15 protein-coding genes and 1 pseudogene are annotated in these 15592 nt (G+C 70.5%); 6 read left to right on the top strand and 10 right to left on the bottom strand.

What is annotated here, in order from left to right; translation table 11 throughout:
- Positions 1–103: 103 nt before the first annotated feature.
- The 4 genes and pseudogenes from LJB74_RS20400 to LJB74_RS20975 form a co-directional block, all read right to left on the bottom strand.
- Entirely contained in the window at positions 104–1069 is a 966-nt protein-coding gene (locus tag LJB74_RS20400; protein ID WP_259310226.1) for a hypothetical protein, read from the bottom strand.
- A complete protein-coding gene (locus LJB74_RS20395; protein ID WP_259306630.1) occupies positions 1066–1644 on the bottom strand; it encodes a SigE family RNA polymerase sigma factor in 579 nt (192 codons plus the stop codon). The genes LJB74_RS20400 and LJB74_RS20395 overlap by 4 nt, the downstream gene beginning before the upstream one ends.
- Before the next feature lie 141 nt (positions 1645–1785).
- Positions 1786–2580, bottom strand: a complete 795-nt coding sequence (locus LJB74_RS20390; protein WP_259310225.1) for a DUF2079 domain-containing protein — start codon at positions 2578–2580, stop codon at positions 1786–1788.
- Between the two features lie 106 nt (positions 2581–2686).
- Positions 2687–3136, bottom strand: a pseudogene (locus tag LJB74_RS20975) (DUF2079 domain-containing protein); the annotation flags it as partial.
- 651 nt (positions 3137–3787) lie between these two features.
- Between LJB74_RS20975 and LJB74_RS20380 the strand changes: the two are divergent.
- Entirely contained in the window at positions 3788–4033 is a 246-nt protein-coding gene (locus LJB74_RS20380) for a hypothetical protein (protein WP_259310223.1), read from the top strand.
- A gap of 54 nt (positions 4034–4087) precedes the next feature.
- On the opposite strand, the gene LJB74_RS20375 is transcribed toward LJB74_RS20380, so the two are convergent.
- From LJB74_RS20375 to LJB74_RS20360, 4 genes are all read right to left on the bottom strand, one after another.
- The gene (locus LJB74_RS20375; RefSeq protein WP_259310222.1) at positions 4088–5971 is read right to left on the bottom strand and encodes an FtsX-like permease family protein; all 1884 of its coding nucleotides are present in this window, start codon (positions 5969–5971) and stop codon (positions 4088–4090) included.
- Positions 5968–6663, bottom strand: a complete 696-nt coding sequence (locus LJB74_RS20370; RefSeq protein ID WP_259310221.1) for an ABC transporter ATP-binding protein — start codon at positions 6661–6663, stop codon at positions 5968–5970. The genes LJB74_RS20375 and LJB74_RS20370 overlap by 4 nt, the downstream gene beginning before the upstream one ends.
- On the bottom strand, positions 6656–7201 hold the full coding sequence (locus LJB74_RS20365) for a PadR family transcriptional regulator (RefSeq protein ID WP_259310220.1): 546 nt from the start codon (positions 7199–7201) through the stop codon (positions 6656–6658). The genes LJB74_RS20370 and LJB74_RS20365 overlap by 8 nt, the downstream gene beginning before the upstream one ends.
- A 312-nt stretch (positions 7202–7513) precedes the next feature.
- On the bottom strand, positions 7514–8560 hold the full coding sequence (locus LJB74_RS20360; RefSeq protein WP_259310219.1) for a S66 peptidase family protein: 1047 nt from the start codon (positions 8558–8560) through the stop codon (positions 7514–7516).
- Between the two features lie 409 nt (positions 8561–8969).
- Here LJB74_RS20360 and LJB74_RS20355 point away from each other — a divergent pair, with 409 nt between their 5' ends.
- Positions 8970–9461, top strand: a complete 492-nt coding sequence (locus LJB74_RS20355) for a hypothetical protein (protein ID WP_259310218.1) — start codon at positions 8970–8972, stop codon at positions 9459–9461.
- Between the two features lie 49 nt (positions 9462–9510).
- Here the strand turns inward: LJB74_RS20355 and LJB74_RS20350 are convergent, their stop codons facing one another.
- Positions 9511–10365 carry a hypothetical protein gene (locus LJB74_RS20350; protein ID WP_259310217.1) on the bottom strand — a complete coding sequence of 285 codons (855 nt, stop codon included), beginning with the start codon at positions 10363–10365 and terminating at the stop codon, positions 9511–9513.
- Between the two features lie 210 nt (positions 10366–10575).
- Here LJB74_RS20350 and LJB74_RS20345 point away from each other — a divergent pair, with 210 nt between their 5' ends.
- The 4 genes from LJB74_RS20345 (at position 10576) to LJB74_RS20330 (ending at position 13941) form a co-directional block, all read left to right on the top strand.
- On the top strand, positions 10576–10929 hold the full coding sequence (locus tag LJB74_RS20345) for a hypothetical protein (protein ID WP_259310216.1): 354 nt from the start codon (positions 10576–10578) through the stop codon (positions 10927–10929).
- Between the two features lie 5 nt (positions 10930–10934).
- Entirely contained in the window at positions 10935–12371 is a 1437-nt protein-coding gene (locus LJB74_RS20340) for a hypothetical protein (RefSeq protein ID WP_259310215.1), read from the top strand.
- A gap of 132 nt (positions 12372–12503) precedes the next feature.
- Positions 12504–13559: a hypothetical protein gene (locus tag LJB74_RS20335; RefSeq protein ID WP_259310214.1), complete on the top strand. Its 1056-nt coding sequence runs from the start codon at positions 12504–12506 to the stop codon at positions 13557–13559.
- 85 nt (positions 13560–13644) lie between these two features.
- Positions 13645–13941 carry a hypothetical protein gene (locus tag LJB74_RS20330; RefSeq protein ID WP_259310213.1) on the top strand — a complete coding sequence of 99 codons (297 nt, stop codon included), beginning with the start codon at positions 13645–13647 and terminating at the stop codon, positions 13939–13941.
- Between the two features lie 83 nt (positions 13942–14024).
- Here LJB74_RS20330 and LJB74_RS20325 read toward each other — a convergent pair whose 3' ends face one another.
- Positions 14025–15350, bottom strand: coding sequence for a PASTA domain-containing protein (locus tag LJB74_RS20325; protein ID WP_259310212.1), 1326 nt, complete (start codon positions 15348–15350; stop codon positions 14025–14027).
- Positions 15351–15592: the final 242 nt, after the last annotated feature.

Here is a 15592-nt window from a genome sequence, read left to right as displayed (position 1 = left end):
GAGGACATCCCCTCGCCCCGCAGGCCTCCGCGAGCTCGACATCAATGGACACAACCAGGCCGCTCACGGAAGAGAAGTGTCCAGGGGTGCCCCAGGGCCGTTGTCACCGGATCGCGGACAGCAGCTCTGCTTTGAGGTCGAGGCCGTCGGGCCGCGCGCCGTCGCATGCCGGCGTCTGGCGCGCGTCGGCGCAGGTGCCGTCCGCATCGATGAACGTCCCGTCGTCGGACACGTAGAAGATCCCGCGCGCCCGCTGCCCGACCGGCACCTGGGCGTCGGCGACGGCGAGGTAGACGCGAGCCCCCGAGCCACCGGGGTCCGCGAACGTCGGCACCTCCACGGCGTGCACCTTTGTGCCCGACGGGTCAGTCAGGTCGCCGGAGGTGAAGAACACGACGTGGGCGCCGGGCAGCCAAGCGGGGACGACGCCGGCCATGACCCGGTTGGCGACGGGCAGCCCACCAGCGTCGAGGCCGGGATCGCCCACGTCGTACAGCGTCACGGCGGACGGGTCCACGACCCGTCCGGACGCTGGGGCCGTCGGCGCGGGTGACTCGCGGACACCGGCCCACGCGACCACGAACGAGGCGGCGGGCGCGTCCGCGGGGCCGACGACGATCCGGAGAGCGTGATCGACCTGCACACCCGTCCCAGCGGTCGTCTCGCTCAGATCGGCGGCGGTCCCGGCGGCGAGGGTCACGGGGTCGGTGCCCTGCGGTGTGCGCACGGCAAGGCCCGTGCTCCATGCTGGGCCGTCGCCCGTGACCGCACCGACCGCCGTGACACCAGGGGCCAGAGTCTCCACGCTCTCCGCTGACACTGCGGGCGCCTCCGTGGGCCCCGCGGGTGCGACCGTGGGCGACGACATCAGGGCGCCCGGCAGCGCCAGGGCAGCGACGGCCACGGCGACTCCGGCCGCAATGCCCCCCGCAGTCAGTCCCAGGGTGCGGCGACGCCGCGCTCGGCGGCTGCCGGCCAAGACCGCGACGGGCTCGAGGCCCGAGTGCAGTCCGTCGAGATCGAGACCGGCTCGCAGCCTGCCGGCGAACTGTTCCGTGTCCGTGCTCATGACCCCATCCCCTCCGACGTGCCGACCGTTGCGCGCAGCCGGGCGAGTGCCCGGGACGCCGTTGATTTGACGGTGCCGACCGGGATGCCCAGCTCGGCGGCGACCTCGTCCTCGCTCAGCTCCAGCAGGTGGCGCATCACCACGATGCGCCGCTGCTTGACGGGGAGGGCGAGGAGCGCGCGGACGACGGCGTCGCGGCTGTCGACCGTCCGCTCGCCGCGGGCGTCGTCGGCCAGGTCGAGCGCGGTGCCGGTGAGCACCTCCCGACGGGTTCTGCGCCAGGTGTCGATGCGCAGGTTCGCCAGGATCCGGCGCGACCACACGAGCGGATCGCCGTTGCGAGCAGACCGCCACGACCGCCACGTCCGCTCGAACGTCTGCTGCACGAGGTCCTCGGCCCGGTGCGGGTCCCCGCACAGCAGGTAGGCCATCCGATACAGCGGATCCTTCGCCGATCGCACGAAGTCCACGAACTCCTGCTCGTGGCTGCGGGCCGGCTCGAGGACGACCTCGACGTCGTCCGCCTCGGGCGGCAGCCACTGCCGCCCTGCTACATCCGGCTCAAGCACGCTCATACCCCTCACACGCACCGGTACGACCGGACGTTCCATCTGGCGTCGATCTGCCTCTCGCTGGGCTGGCAGTTCTCCTTCTCGGCTGGGTGGCGCCTTCGACTGTCCGTTGCCAGCCGAAGCCTGGGTGTCGGCGCCGCGAGTTCAGCGGGGGCTTGAGGGGTAGGGCGTCCTGAGGATCATGACGTCGTATTGCACGGAGGTGGCGTCCTCAAGCACGTACTCGCAGACGAACTGGTAGATGGCGCTGGAGCCGCCATTGGCGGCGGGCTGGATGAGCTTGTTGCGCCACCCGTCGAGACGTGCCGGTCTCGCCCAGATGCCGTCCTGGCTTCGGTCGAGCGCGACGTACTCGGGGAACACACGCGCGCCGGTGGTGTCGAACAGGCCAGGCTTGAGCTCGTGGACGTGGTCGCGGTCGACGAGGTAGGCCACGAGCGTGTCGTCAGCGGCCACTGAGACGTGATCCGGGATCGCGTTCAGCGCCGAGGTCTTGGCGGCACAGGCCGGGCACGGGCGCAGCGCACTGGACGCGACGTGACCCAGCGGAAGCCAGCAGGACGCGACCAGTGCCGCCGCCACGAGCACCCAGGCGCCGCGGGCGACCGACTGGTCGCTCCACCGCCGTCGGGCGCGGATGCGGCGCACGGCGTCGATGGTCGCGAACGCCATGATGACGGTCACGGTCGCGTTGTAGTGCAATCCTGGACCCCAGTACGTCTCGTTGGCCGAGGTGAGCCGGGAGGCAAGCGAGGGCAGGGCGATCAGGGCGAGTGGTGAGCGTGCGGCGATCCCGAGGCTCGGGGCGAGCAGGACCAGGACGAGCACGATCGCCTTGCCCGTCGTGATGCTGGTCCACAGCTGTGTCAACGCGCCCCCGGCCGCCGCCGAGGACGACCAGTACGTGTACCTGCCGTAGAACCCCATCGCGGGGATCATGAGCCCGACGATCAGCGCGAACGCCCCCCAACGCGAACCCGGCCACCCCGACGGCCGGCCACCAGCGGCGCCGTGCGGCCAGGTACAGGGCGATCCCCAGGAGCAGGAAGACGCTGTCCTCCTTGACGAGCATCAGCGGCAACGCCCACACGATCGCCCGCACCTCGTGCCCCCGCACGAGCTCGGCGAGGCAGAGTGCGAGCAACGGCAACGCAAATGCGACCTCGTGGAAGTCGAACAGGGCCATCGCCTGGGTGCCCCACGCCAGTACGAACCCCATCCCGATCGCGGCACCCGTCCGCTTGCCGAGAGCATCCACCGCGGATCTGGTCACGATCCCCGCGGCGAGCCCGACGAGGGCTGCCTGGGCGATCAGCAGCAGGCGCGCGTCGGGCCAGAGCCGGTAGAACGGTGCCAGGAGTGCGACGACCGGGGAGAAGTGGTCCCCGAGCAGGTCGAAGCCACCTGCGGCTTTGAGGTATGACCACGGCAGGTGGCCCTGCGCGTACTGCTGCACGGCCTGGGTGAAGATCGCCAGATCGATGCCCGCGGCCATCCGCGCGAACCGCGCCAGGGACGTCGCGGCATACAGCAGGAACGCACCGAGCCCGAGCGTCAACGACGGGTGCCCCCGCGCCCAGACCCCCACCCGCGTGGCGCCAAGCCGGGCGACCAGGCGCCCCAGGCGCGCGCCCCACCCGCTCCACGGCGTGCCCCGCCGCGACGGCGGCGCGACCCTGTCACCTTCGAGCGTGACCGTCATCCTCGATTCCCCGACTGCACTGACTCACCGCCGCGCCGCGCTGCCGGCATCGAAAGCTCCCCTGCTCTGCGGTGATCCGCATCACGGTCCGACAAGCCCGGACAACGCGCACAGACCCCACCCCGTGACGAACGCTACCTGCGCCCACCCGCCGTCATGGTTCGATCCGGCGGGCGCGTCGGCAAGCGGGGGACACCGAACCGCCAACGACGGCGGACCGACCCCCTGGCAATACTCAGGGGTTCACTTCAAGCAACGCTGACCGGTGCCACGGATCCGCACCCAGGTCCCAGGGTGACGTCCCGCCGGGCGGTCGACTTGCTCGGCAACGCGTCGGTCCGCGTGAGGCGCCTGGCGAGCGTCGCGCCGCCCGCACATCGGCAGACGCGCCCGGACCGCGGCAGAAGCGGACACACGACTGGTTCGTCTGACACGCTCAGCCGGGTGGCCATCAGGGCAGTCGATCCGCGGGACCAGACGTGGGAACTCGAGCAACCGAGCTATCGGGTCTACTTCCATGACGCCAACGGGGCGCAGGACGAGTACGAGGTGCTCGACGCCGACGTCATGGAGGTGCTCGCCTGGGCCCAGACGCAGAAGACCAACCGGACGTTCGTCCTGTACGCCTGTGTTCCGGGTGATGGCCTCGGTCTCGTGCGCCTTCAGGGCAGCGACCCGAACGCACGCTGACGGCGGCTGTGCGCGGGGCGATGTCGCCGACGTATAGATCGCCCGGACGACGTTCTACTCCTCACGGAGGTCGCTGGCTCGTGTGCGTCCTCGGGTGAGCGGCATCGTCGCCGCGGAGACCAGCGCCGCGCCGAGGACCACCCCACCGAACAGGGTGACCGCCACGCCGGGAGCGATCGCGAACGGTTGGTCGGCGTTGTGCGACAGCGCGAGGGTCGTGACCAGACCCAGCCCTGCGGCGAGGACGATATTCGACACGAGCGGGATCGCGTTCTGGACGCTCCCAACCCTACGCAGTAGCCGCGCCGGAACGCCGAGCGAAACCAGGCGAGCGCGGGCGCGGCGGGTCTCGAGGGCGCGGTCGATCGTGGACAGGGCGTAGGTGAGAAGCGCGACGCCGATGGCGAGGGACATGACGGTCCAGGCGGCGGTACGGATGGAGACGACCTGGTCGTAGTCACGGAGCTCCAGGCTGAATGACTGGGCACTATGGCGCTGCGCCACCTGCTCGACTTGGACCCGGATCTGCGCACCGGCATCGGCGATCACGGCCGCCCCTGTGGGTGCCACGCCCCAGCTCTCGGCAAGGCTCGCTGGGATGAAGACGTCCGCTCTGCCGGGCCAGACCCACTCCCGGGTTGTTGCTGGGACGTTCTGGGTGAAGGTGGCGGCGAGCTCGACGGTGTGGGTAGGCCTGTCTCGGCCGTCGTCGACGGTGACGTTGATGCTGTCCACGGCCGTCACGTTGTCCTTGTAGGCGCGAAGGTCGGCGGCAATCCACGCGGGCTGGTCGTCCCGGCAGCCGGTCACGACCATCAGTGCCGATAGGCCGTCGCAGGTGCCGACGAACACGCTGGCGCACCCACCGTCAACGGTTCCAACACTGCACCTGCTGTCGTCGATCGGGTAGCCCGGGACGACAGCTCGCACCCCTGCGACGCGGCCGAGGTCCGCCGCCAACGTGCCGGTAAGGGGTCCGGACGTCGAGATGCCGATCTCTTGGGGTCCGACCTCGATCTGGTGGATGGCGGCCTTGAGGTAGAGCGTGTTCTCGTAGACGCCGAGCAGGCCGGCCCCGCCGACGACGATGTAGACCGCCAAGCCTAGGGCGACGACCCGTCGCCCGATCGGCGCGGACTGGGTCTGGATCCCACGGCCAGCGAGCACGCCGGTGACCCGCCCGCTTCGAACGAGGCCGGACGCAGCCACGAAGGTCACCACCGGCGCCGCGAGCGCGATTCCGAGCGCTCCGGAAAGGATGCCGGTCAGGAACAGGGGTGTGACCAGCGCGCCGTAGCCGCCGGCGGGCAGCGAGAGGAGCCCGACGAACGCCGCGACCGATGCGGCCAGTGGCGCGAGTCGCCACAGCGATGGTTGGCGGATCACGGAGTCCGCATGCCCGTCACGCGGGCGCCCGATCCGGCGCAGCGGGGCGAGCGCAAGGGCGACCGAGAACGCGACCACTGCGGTCGCGACCAGGGCGAGCTGCGGGAGGGGCAGGGCGATCGGGGCGTGGAGTTGGTCTCCGATCAGCTGGGCCATGGCGGCGCGCAGGGCGAGGTACCCGCCGACGCCCAGGCCCGCTCCGGCGAGGGCGGGGACGAGATTCTCGACGGCTCCGACCACGCCCGCGTGGGTGCGGGAGACCCCGAGCAGGCGTAGGGAGGCCAGGCGCCGGTCACGGACCTGTGAGGAGAGCCGTGCGACGGTCAGGACGAGGGCGAGGACAGGGACGGTGAGGCCTTCGAGCAGGGTGACCAGCGGTGCGCGGCGCGCGTCGACGGTCATCGGGCCGGTGACTGGGTACAGGGCGTCGGGCAGGGCCCATGCCGTGGCCAGGATCGCGACGGCGATCGCGCACCCGCCGATGACCGACCATAGACGCAACCGGCCACCGGCCCGCGCCAGTCGGGCACCGAGGATGACCAGCGCGGTCACGACGCCGGTCCGGTTGCGCTGGGGTGGGGATCGGCGACCCGGCCGTCGCGCAGCTGGATGTCTCGGCTGGCCCAGGAAGCGACGGTAGCTTCATGGGTGACGAGCAGGACGGCCGCACCAGTGTGGTGTGCTGCGCCGACCAGCGCCTCGAGCACCCGTTCCCCCGCGATCGTGTCCAGGGCTCCGGTCGGCTCGTCCGCCAGAACCGCGACCGGTGAGCCCACCAAGGCGCGCGCCACCGCGGCGCGTTGAGACTGGCCGCCGGAGACCTCGTGCAAACGGCGGTCGGCGAGGTCGGCGACGTCGAGCAGGTCCAGCAGCTCCAGCGCCCTGCGCCGCGCTTCCCGGCGCCCCGTACGCAGCAGACGCAGCGGCAGCTCGACGTTCTCCACCACCGTCAGCTCAGGCACCAGATCGCCGAACTGGAACACGAACCCCAGCTCACGCAGCCGGATCCGCGAGCGCTCCCGATCAGGGAGGTTGTCGATGCGGCGCCCGCTCAGCTCGACCTCGCCCGCGCCCGGGCGCAACAGCCCCGCGAGCAGGTGCAGCAGGGTGGACTTGCCCGACCCGGACGGGCCCATCAATGCGACAACCTCACCCGCCCGCACCTCCAGGTCCACCCCACCGAGCACCTCATGGGTGCCGTAGGAGTGCTGCATCCCCCTGCCCCGCAGCACCACCTCACTCATCGGGCCCGCCTCCGAGCACGGCATCGACCCCACGCTGCACGTCGGCAAGGCGCGCCACAGCCAACTCGATCCACCTCAGGTCCGCGTCCAGATGCACCATCTCGAAATCGCGAGCGAGCCGGTCCACCGCATCCCCCGAGGCGCGCTGCCCGGTGAGCTCACGCATCCGGGCCAGGTAGACCGCGCGCTGGGCGTCGAGCACGTCGCCGGCCGGCCGATGCGCGACCAACGCCAAGACCACCTTGGTGAACAGTTCCGCGGGTCGCCCGCCCGGAAGCTGCGGTGAGGCCAGCCACCGGTCCAGCTCCGCCACCCCGCCGTCGGTGATCGCGTACACCTTCCGGTCTGCCCCCCCCCCGGGCTGGAGCCCAACCCCGCCGGCCAGACCATCACGCTCGAGGCGAGCGAGCGTGGCGTACACCTGCCCGAACCGCAGCTCACGGTCGTGGCCGAGCAGGTCGTCGTAGCGACGCTTGAGCACGAACCCGTGAGACGGGCGCCCATCAAGCAGAGCAAGGAGAGCCATCGGTACCGTCATGAGTGGTAGTACACCACGGGTATACCCGCGATGTATGTATGCAGCGCGTAGCGCCCGGATAGCGGCTACTTGTTCCATTGACCCAGGACCGGTGCTTGGCAAGGCTCGGTCCAGGTGCCCGGGTCGGCGCTCCCACATCGGCTGCCCACGACTGGTCGTGTGGCTCTCTCATGGCTTGCGCGGCTCGGGCGAGCGCGGCCGCCCTCAACGCGGCAGATCCGGGCGAGCGTAGCCGCCCACACAGCGGCTGACCGGCCCTTCGCCTCGCATGCCGAGCCCCCGCTGCCTCACCGCTGGTGCAGCCGCGACCGGTCACGGCTGGTCGTAGTGGGCCCAGATGGTCCGTTCCTCGCCGTCGAGGGTGGCCGTGCCGCCGTAGGGAAGGACCCACTGGGGGCGCGTGTGGCCGAACGGGAGGCCGATCACTACGACGGCGTCGGGGTTGTAGTGGTCCATCTGCTCCAGGACGGCGTCGCGCTGGGCCGCGCGACGCCGATCGCGTTCGGCAGCGTCGGGGACGTGACCGTGATCGCTGACCGGTGGGCGGGCAACCAGCACGCCGGCGACCGCGCCGAGCACACCCCGCTCACCCAGGCCGCGAACCCACCGGGTGACCCAGTCCGCAGGAGGCAGCACCTCACTGGTCTCCAGGAGAAGAACGGCCCCGGCCAGGTCGCGGACAGGGGGTAGCCGGTCAGCCAGGGCCATCTGGTCGATGACTTCCAGGCACCCGCCCCAGGTTCGTCCGGAGATGGTCCTCCGCGGGCCGGCCCAGGTCCACGGTTGGGTCGGCTCGCGGTCACCGAAGTGCGTCAGAGCTCGCGGGTCGAGCCAGTCCACCCCGAAGTCCTCCGACAGCCCCGGGTCGGTGACCTGCAGCACCTGCCCGGTGAGCAGTGCCGCGCGTAGCGAGGCGACGTGGATGTCATCGATCCTGGGACCAGGACCGAGATGGACCTGGGTGGAACCGCCGTAGAACCCAGGCGCGCCGAGCCCCCAGAGCCAGCTCAAGATGTTGGTGTTGTCGCTGTAGCCGACGAAGGGCTTGGGGTCACCCCTGACCAGGTCCGCGTTCAAGTGCGGCACGACCGTGATCTGGTCGTCACCACCGATCGTGGCCAGCACCGCCCGGATGCTCGGGTCAGCGAACGCCGCGTTGAGGTCCCGGGCACGGTCCTGGGCCGAAGCCCCCAGCTGCCGGGTCGTGGGGTACTCGACCGGGAGTAGACCGGTCGCCTCCACCAGTCGTCTCATGGCCTGCTCATGCACAACCGGCGCGAAGCCTGGAGCGGCGAACGACGGCGAGAGCACCGCGACACGATCGCCCTCGACGAGCGGTTTCCACGCAAGACGCTCCATTGCCCTGCTCCTTCGTCGGCGTCCAGCGCGGCCGGTCGGGCTCACGCACCACAACGAGACCACCGTAGGGCGCTGGTGCGGTGAGAACGCCAGAGGCGGAGCGCCGCGGTCGGCGCAGCGGCTACGGGCACGCACATCGGCTACCGGGTGGTTGCGCTGCCTAGCCACCGGGTCTCGCTCGCGGCCACCTGGGCAGCGTATCGGTGCATCGTGTTCGACGCCGGCAGTGGGTTCGCCGTCGGGGCCAGCCCGTGACCACCCCCCACGTCGTCGCCGCCTTGGGAAGGCAGGTGCCGAGGGCGTCCTGCGTGAAGGCCAGGGAGGACCGATGCTCATAGAGGACGGACTGGTCGTCGCGGACGCCTACCTGGATCGGGCCAGGCTTCACCTCGACAAGGTCGACCCGACGTTGACCACACCCTCCGCGGCTGGCGACAAGGCCCTCGCCCGGCGCTCCGGGTCGCAGCACCTGCGGCCGGCCTCGGTCAGCCTGGAGCGCGCGCGCACCTACTTGCGCGCTGCACAGCAAGCGATCGGTGACGTCGCCGACGACGTCGCGCGCGGGTCCATCGATCGGGCGGGGGAAGACTTGCGCCTGCTCGAGCGGCTGTGCGCGATGGTGGACGAGCTGAGCGGGCAGGCCGCGCGGAATCTGGCCGCGACGTCGCAGGACGCCGCCACGCCGGAGGAGCAGGGCCGCGGCCTGTTGGTAGACCTGAGCAGCATTGGGCAGGTGCGGTTGAGCGCGCAGGCTGCAGGGCGGTTGGCCGCCGAGCTCGCGGCTGACCAACGGCGGGCACTTTCGGTCACGCCCGACCCCGTGGCGCAGCGGCTGCGGGCCGAGCAGCAGGGTCGTCGGCCAGCAAGCAATCCGGCCGGTGCGATCGGCGTGTCACGCTGATTGTCGCCGCTGTCCTGGTCGACTGCTCGACCGGCTGCCTCGACCATCGTCAGCGCGTCGCCAGGCCCAACGCCGGTCGCTGCGTGCCGGACGGGACCAGTGCTCGAAGGCGTGCCCCCGTGGCGTCGGTTCTCGGGCACGTGCGCAGGAACGCGACGAGGTCGTCACCGAAGCCAGCACGCGCCACGCCCCCGTCGCCGGCCCGGACGAGCACGTCGTGCCACCGGCGCTCCCACACCGGCAGCGCGTAGCTGAACGCTCCGATCGCGGCGATCGTGACCGCGAACCCCACCCGCCCACCCTGGACCGCCTGCACGACGGCCACGGCCACGACGACGACTCGCAGCCGCCACGCGGCCTGGGTCAACGGCACCTCGCGTGCCCAACCGCAGATTCGGTGGACGGCGGCCCGCGTCGCTCGCCACGGCGCCGACACGCAGCCGATGAGCAGATCCGCGCGCGTCAGCCCTTCGCGGACTAGGACGGCGGCGTGCGCCACCACCGCGGCCGCCTGACGGTTCGGCAGATCGCCGCGAACCACGGCCTCGATCAGTCCTGTAGACACGACGACGGTCCGTCGACCGGCGCCGACGGCCCCGATCACCCGAGACCGCTTCACGCGGAGCTCCACCAGCGGCGGTCCCAGCCCGACGCGGCACAGTTGGGTCAGCACCGCCGCCAGTTCGTCGCGCTCGGACGGCCGCAGCCGGCGGGCGCCCCGCACGACCGCAGCCGCGGGCCCCTCCCATGCGCCGTGGCCAGCCGCCCAGAGGAACACCGCCAGCACTACCGTCGCGCCTGCTACGGCCGGCGCAGGTTCGGCGGCGAGCGTGAGTGCGACCGCGACAACGCTGACGACCACCCCGGGACCGACCGCCAGCGTCTTCACCATCCACATCGGCATGGTTGGTGCCTCCATCCGCACGAGTGCGAGACGACGCCCGTCGATCCCAGCTGACCACCCACGCGCCGTCGGCCGGCCTTCGGCCTGTGAAGCAACTGTCCACCGCGCCACCCACACGACCCCGTCATCCACAACCAGCCCCATCGACCCCACGCGAACGGCCAGGCGTGGCCCCATAGGAGCGACCCACCCAGAGGAAGGAGCAGGACGATGAACGAGTCGAACACCGTCGATCCGACGACCACGTGGATGCAGATCGTCGCGCTCCTGACGGCCGCGTCAGACGGCCCGCAGACGAGGGGCGCAGTCGATGCTGAGCTCCACTCCCTGGCCCTGGGTGCCCAGATCGTCGCGTCGAGAGCCGTCGCGTTGCTGCCCATCGACGCCGACGGCGACCTCGAGGATGTCTTGCTAGACGTCGCCGCGTCCTCAACTCTGGTTGACCTCATCCGGGCGGCCCGACGCGCCGCTCGTACGCACCCGGCCGCAGCGTTCCCCGCCGGTGGCGCGGCGGTCATCGCCGAGCTCGACGTCTTGGTCGCTGAGGCAGAGGCTCTCTCGTGACGGCGATGTCCGGCCCGTCGCATACCTCGAGACTGCCGGAGGGGGACGACCAGTGGACGGTCGGGGACCTGCTGCTGGACGCCGACGTCGCCGCGCGCGAACTGTTGTGGGACGCACCGCCGGACACCGCCAAGGCCAAAGCGCGGTCGTGGGGCGAGGTCGTTGAGGCGGCAGCTGACCTGTGGTCCTCGTTCCCGGACCGCACCGGCAACCTGAGCATGGAGCGGATCCACAAGCTGACCCTGGGGATGCACCTCAACCAGCGTCGCACCGGCTGGCCGGGCACCGGCGAAGGCGACCCGCACTTGGAGCGGGTCGTGGAGAACCTGTCCCGGGCGACCGAGATGATCGCCGTCCGCCGGCACCCGACCGCGCCGCTCAGCGAGCCGGGACACCTGGACTCCGAGGCCGCCCGGACCCGGATCATGCACGTCGTGTACGTCGCGTCCCACGGCGTCGGCCAGGCGCTGTGGCAGTACAACCGGGACATGCGCCGCGTGCTCGACGCCAAGCACCGGCTCAGCCCGGGGCAGTCGGCAGACCAGTCGCTCAACCTCATGGTGCGCGTCGGCACCGCCGAACAGTTGGCGGCGTCGTATCTGCAGGGTCGCTGGCCGGCCGGACTGACGGGGCAGCATCGCGACCCCGTCGAGCCGGCGCGCCTGGAACTAGCCGTCGCCCGCTGGGACGTCCAGGCCCGTCGGACGCTGGCGGCATCGCCGACCGCAGCGCACCTGCTCTTCACGGTCAAGGTCGAACGGGACCTCACCGTGACCGGCGGAAGGATCGTCGCCGCGGCCGCGCAGCTTGGCGCCGTCGACGCCGACCAGCACGCGCAGCGCATGCAGCCGGCGCTCGGTTCGCTCGACGATGCCTGGGCGCGGCTGGGAGGCGACCTTGAGCAGATCGCCGGACGCGCCCGCAGGGTCGACCCCGACCTCCTGCGCTCTGGCGCCGAGCTGCGCGCGTCCCTGCGGGAGATCACCGCCGACCTCGGCGGGCATGCAGGCCCGACGACCATGGCGCAGCGCGCCGACCTGCCAGCAGCGAGCCTGGAGGTGCGCCGGGGCCTGGTCGCCGCGGTCGACCTTGGTTACGTCGTGCGTGACGTGGTCACCGATCCCGAGCTGACCGCCCCCGCCCGCGGTGTGCAGGCCGCATGCGCACGCTTGCGCGCCCAGCCCGACGACGCGGCATGGGTCGACCCCCGGGACCTGCACGCCAACAGTCCAGTGACCCTCCCTGAAGCGCTCCGCGAGTCGCTGGTCGAGCGCAGTGTCGACGTCATCGCGGCGGCCGCCCTGGTCGACTCGGCTGGCGCATTCCTGGGCGCAAACCGCGAGATCAGCCCAGCTGGACCGCAGCTGACCGGGCGCGCTCACGAGGAGCGCGCGGTGAGCCTCCCGCCGGCGCCCGGACCGGCCTACGGCTGCGAGCGGTGACGGCCGTGCTCTTCGAAGCGCCGACGGGAGGCCAGGCCGCCTCGTGGCCAGACGACCTGTCGAAACGCCCGATGCCGGAGCACGAGACGACGCCCGGACGCCTTCGGAGATGAACAACCGAGAGGAATTGCGATGCCTACGGATACCGAACTGATCGACGCTGCGGTTGTTGCCTTCACCGCCATCGCCCGGAGCCGGCGCACCGTGGGAGCAGGCACTGCGCATGAGCACGCCGAGCCGGTCGACTTCGCAGAGATCGCCTGCCAAGTCCTGACATCCGCGGCGGCCAACGTCGGTGGCGTGGAGACCCTGCTCTCCGGGCGGCCGAACTCGTGGGAGGCGGACTACGTCCGCCAGATTGTTCTGAGCACCGCCGGCGACAGCATCGAGGACCTGCTGCGCTGGCGCACCGAACCCCTGAGACTCGTCCTCGACACCGAGTCCGAGCTCGCCGACCTCGGCCTGGAGCAGCAGTACGAGGACGCTGCGGACGCCGCCGCCCGGCGCGAGAACCACGCTCACGAGACGATGATCATGGACTCCGCCACGCCCGAGGAGAAGACGAGGATCGCGGAAATCCGTTCGCGAACCGTCGAACTGCTCGGCGAGGGCGGCGCGGGCGAGCTGGAGCGTGAGCGTGCCGCACAGCTTGCGGTCGAAGCGTGGGTGATCGTGACAGCGGTCACTGAGCGCGCCCAGATCTCCGGTGGCCCGGTGGTGGACGCGCATGCCAAGGCGCTGGCCGCGTGCGACGCCGTCGACGATCTGTGGGAGCACGACAAGGCCGCCTACCGTGCCGCCTACGCCGACGGCATCCGCGAGTCGCTCTCCGCACGCGGCGTGACCATCGCTGTCGAGTTTGTCGACCCACCGATCGACACGTCGGGGAGTGGGACCCACTGCTCGACGAGCTGCACGAGAGTGCCCGACGCAGCGCGACGCAGCGGATTCTCCAGACCGTGCCGGGCCACGCCGAGGCCGGCCCCGCGGGTGCCAGTCCCGCGAAGGCCGCGCCCCTCGCGGGCCGCATGTATGCAGAGCGAGCGAACACCGTCGCGTACACCGAGCGACCCGGCACCGAAGGGGTGGGGCTCGGCCATTGAGCAACAGACGCTCCAATGGACGCGGCCCGACGGTCCCTTCGTACGCTCTCGAGTTCGCCAGTGCCGCAACGGGTGGGGGAGCTGACGGCGGTCAGCATCAAGAAGCGTCCTGACGGGGGGTGCGCCAGGGAAGGTCTTGACTGCCGGTCAGACTCGTACACTTGTTCGATATGGACGAGGACCTTGGCGCGTACCTCCGTAGCCAGCAAGTGTTGGGCCCGGACGTCCACAAGCACCACGAGCAGGCAATCCTCAATGCTCGGCCGATCCCGGCGAGCGGGAGGCAGATTGCCGCCAAGCCCCCCATCGACGTCACTGCGTGGATCGTCTGGGAGCGTGACGGCCTGCAGATCATCCAGACCGCGGCGCAGGCGTGGGCTGGTCGAGACGTCCTCGTGGCGATCCGAGACATCCGCTGGCCCGTCCTGGGCGTCTGGTTGGCCGCCCAGGACGTCCGGCGACGATAGCGGCTCGGCGCGCGTTGGGCCTGGATGACCCGGCCGGTCACACCGGGCGGGCTTGGGGTGGTCGAGCGCAGGCGGCCGGGTTGCTAGCCGCAGGACACGACGGCGTAGGCACCAGTGGACGTCTGTGTCACGACGATCTGACCGTCAATGACGATCTCGCACGTGATCGACCCGGACCCGGACAACTGCGCGTTGAAGTTGCCGCGGTCGTATCGGTCCGGCGCAGCGCCCGGGTACCAGGACCTAGACCACGGAAGTGTCGCGCCGCCCGCTTGCGCGATGGAGAACGACCCTGGTGCCGCCCACGAAATCGTCGCCCTGCCTGACGTTGCCGTGACTCTGAACGTGACCTCGTGCGTCACGGCAGCGTCAACCTTCGCGCCCATCGGCAAGACCGTCCCGGCATCGACAGACTGTGCCCGTGTGATCCCGTCACCGTAGATGTCGTGGCCGGCCAACCCGGCGTCGTTGAGAGCTTTCTGGGCGTCAGGCTTGCTCATGCCCACGATGTTCGGGACCGTTGTCGTCGGCCATTCGACAACCAGGGATGCAGTGGTTCTCCCTCGCGTGATCACGGTTCCGGGCGGGACGGACTGTGAGCGAACAGGCCAACCGTCGGGTGTGCCCACTACCGCTGCGATCATGCCCTTCTCCGCGCCGCCCCACCAGGAGTACGCGAGCTCTTTGACGTCGAACGGGAACCCGTCCGGGACAACACCCTCGTAGAGCGGTGTCCCGTCCAGCGTTGCTTTCGCACCAGCGATGGACAGCATCGTTGATGCGTCGCGGTACGTTTTCCCGACGACGTTGGGCATCTCTCCCAACGGCAGGACCACAGTCAGTTCTACCGTCGACCCAGCCTTGGTCGATTTGCCCGGGGCGGGCCTCGTCGCGACGACGGTCCAGTCGTCACTCGCTGTCCCGTGCAAGACGAACGGCGCACCGCTGACGTCGATGTCGCCCGTCAGACCGAGACCGCTGACCGCCGCTCTGATCATGGCGGGGTCGGTTGTGGCCTGCAGACCAGCGCCACTGGTATCGGTGTCGGCAACGATAGGGATCTGGGCGCTTGTCGCTTCACCGGTCAGGCCCTCCTTACGCAGCTTCTCGAGGCTGGCAGCGAGCGTGTCACCTGTGACATCCGGGATGTCGACGCTCGACAACTTGAATGTGTACGCGACCTCCCGGCCCGGAAAGACACGGGAACCGGCCGGGGGCGTCTGCCCTGTGACAGTGGTGAACGTCAGGAGCGCTTTGTCGGGCAGGTCGCCCTGCCGGACCGGTTTAAGGTCAAGACCGTCGAACGCCTGGTCCATATTCGACAGTGGAAGACCGACCAGGTGTGGGACGGTGAGTTTGCGGGCGTCGATGATGGCCCACGCGCCACCAGTGGCACTCAGCAGGAGCACAGCGACCAACCCGATCATGACTGGCGGTCGCCGAAGAACACCGGTAACCCGTCCCGCGGTGCGCCGCGACAGACGCCGGGTTGCGGATGTCGGCGCATCGGCAGGGTCGGTCGCGGATGTCGCGGTGGTCATGATGCCCTTTCGATGGCGGGTGGTGTCGAGCGCGCGATGTGGCACGCCAGATGAATCGGCAGTGCACGAGCGCACCTTAGCCTCCCCAGTTCAGGGGCACTTTTCACATC

The organism is Cellulomonas sp. P24 (assembly GCF_024704385.1).
In the GTDB taxonomy this organism is placed as follows: Bacteria; Actinomycetota; Actinomycetes; order Actinomycetales; family Cellulomonadaceae; genus JAJDFX01.
This window is presented reverse-complemented; position numbering and strand designations above follow the sequence as displayed.

Coding starts and splice junctions, on each gene's coding strand:
- LJB74_RS20370 (WP_259310221.1), bottom strand. CDS start 6,663: ATGAGTGAGGTGGTGCTGCGGGGCAGGGGGATGCAGCACTCCTACGGC.
- LJB74_RS20340 (WP_259310215.1), top strand. CDS start 10,935: ATGTCCGGCCCGTCGCATACCTCGAGACTGCCGGAGGGGGACGACCAG.
- LJB74_RS20350 (WP_259310217.1), bottom strand. CDS start 10,365: ATGCCGATGTGGATGGTGAAGACGCTGGCGGTCGGTCCCGGGGTGGTC.
- LJB74_RS20335 (WP_259310214.1), top strand. CDS start 12,504: ATGCCTACGGATACCGAACTGATCGACGCTGCGGTTGTTGCCTTCACC.
- LJB74_RS20345 (WP_259310216.1), top strand. CDS start 10,576: ATGAACGAGTCGAACACCGTCGATCCGACGACCACGTGGATGCAGATC.
- LJB74_RS20365 (WP_259310220.1), bottom strand. CDS start 7,201: ATGACGGTACCGATGGCTCTCCTTGCTCTGCTTGATGGGCGCCCGTCT.
- LJB74_RS20390 (WP_259310225.1), bottom strand. CDS start 2,580: ATGATCCCCGCGATGGGGTTCTACGGCAGGTACACGTACTGGTCGTCC.
- LJB74_RS20330 (WP_259310213.1), top strand. CDS start 13,645: ATGGACGAGGACCTTGGCGCGTACCTCCGTAGCCAGCAAGTGTTGGGC.
- LJB74_RS20395 (WP_259306630.1), bottom strand. CDS start 1,644: ATGAGCGTGCTTGAGCCGGATGTAGCAGGGCGGCAGTGGCTGCCGCCC.
- LJB74_RS20400 (WP_259310226.1), bottom strand. CDS start 1,069: ATGAGCACGGACACGGAACAGTTCGCCGGCAGGCTGCGAGCCGGTCTC.
- LJB74_RS20360 (WP_259310219.1), bottom strand. CDS start 8,560: ATGGAGCGTCTTGCGTGGAAACCGCTCGTCGAGGGCGATCGTGTCGCG.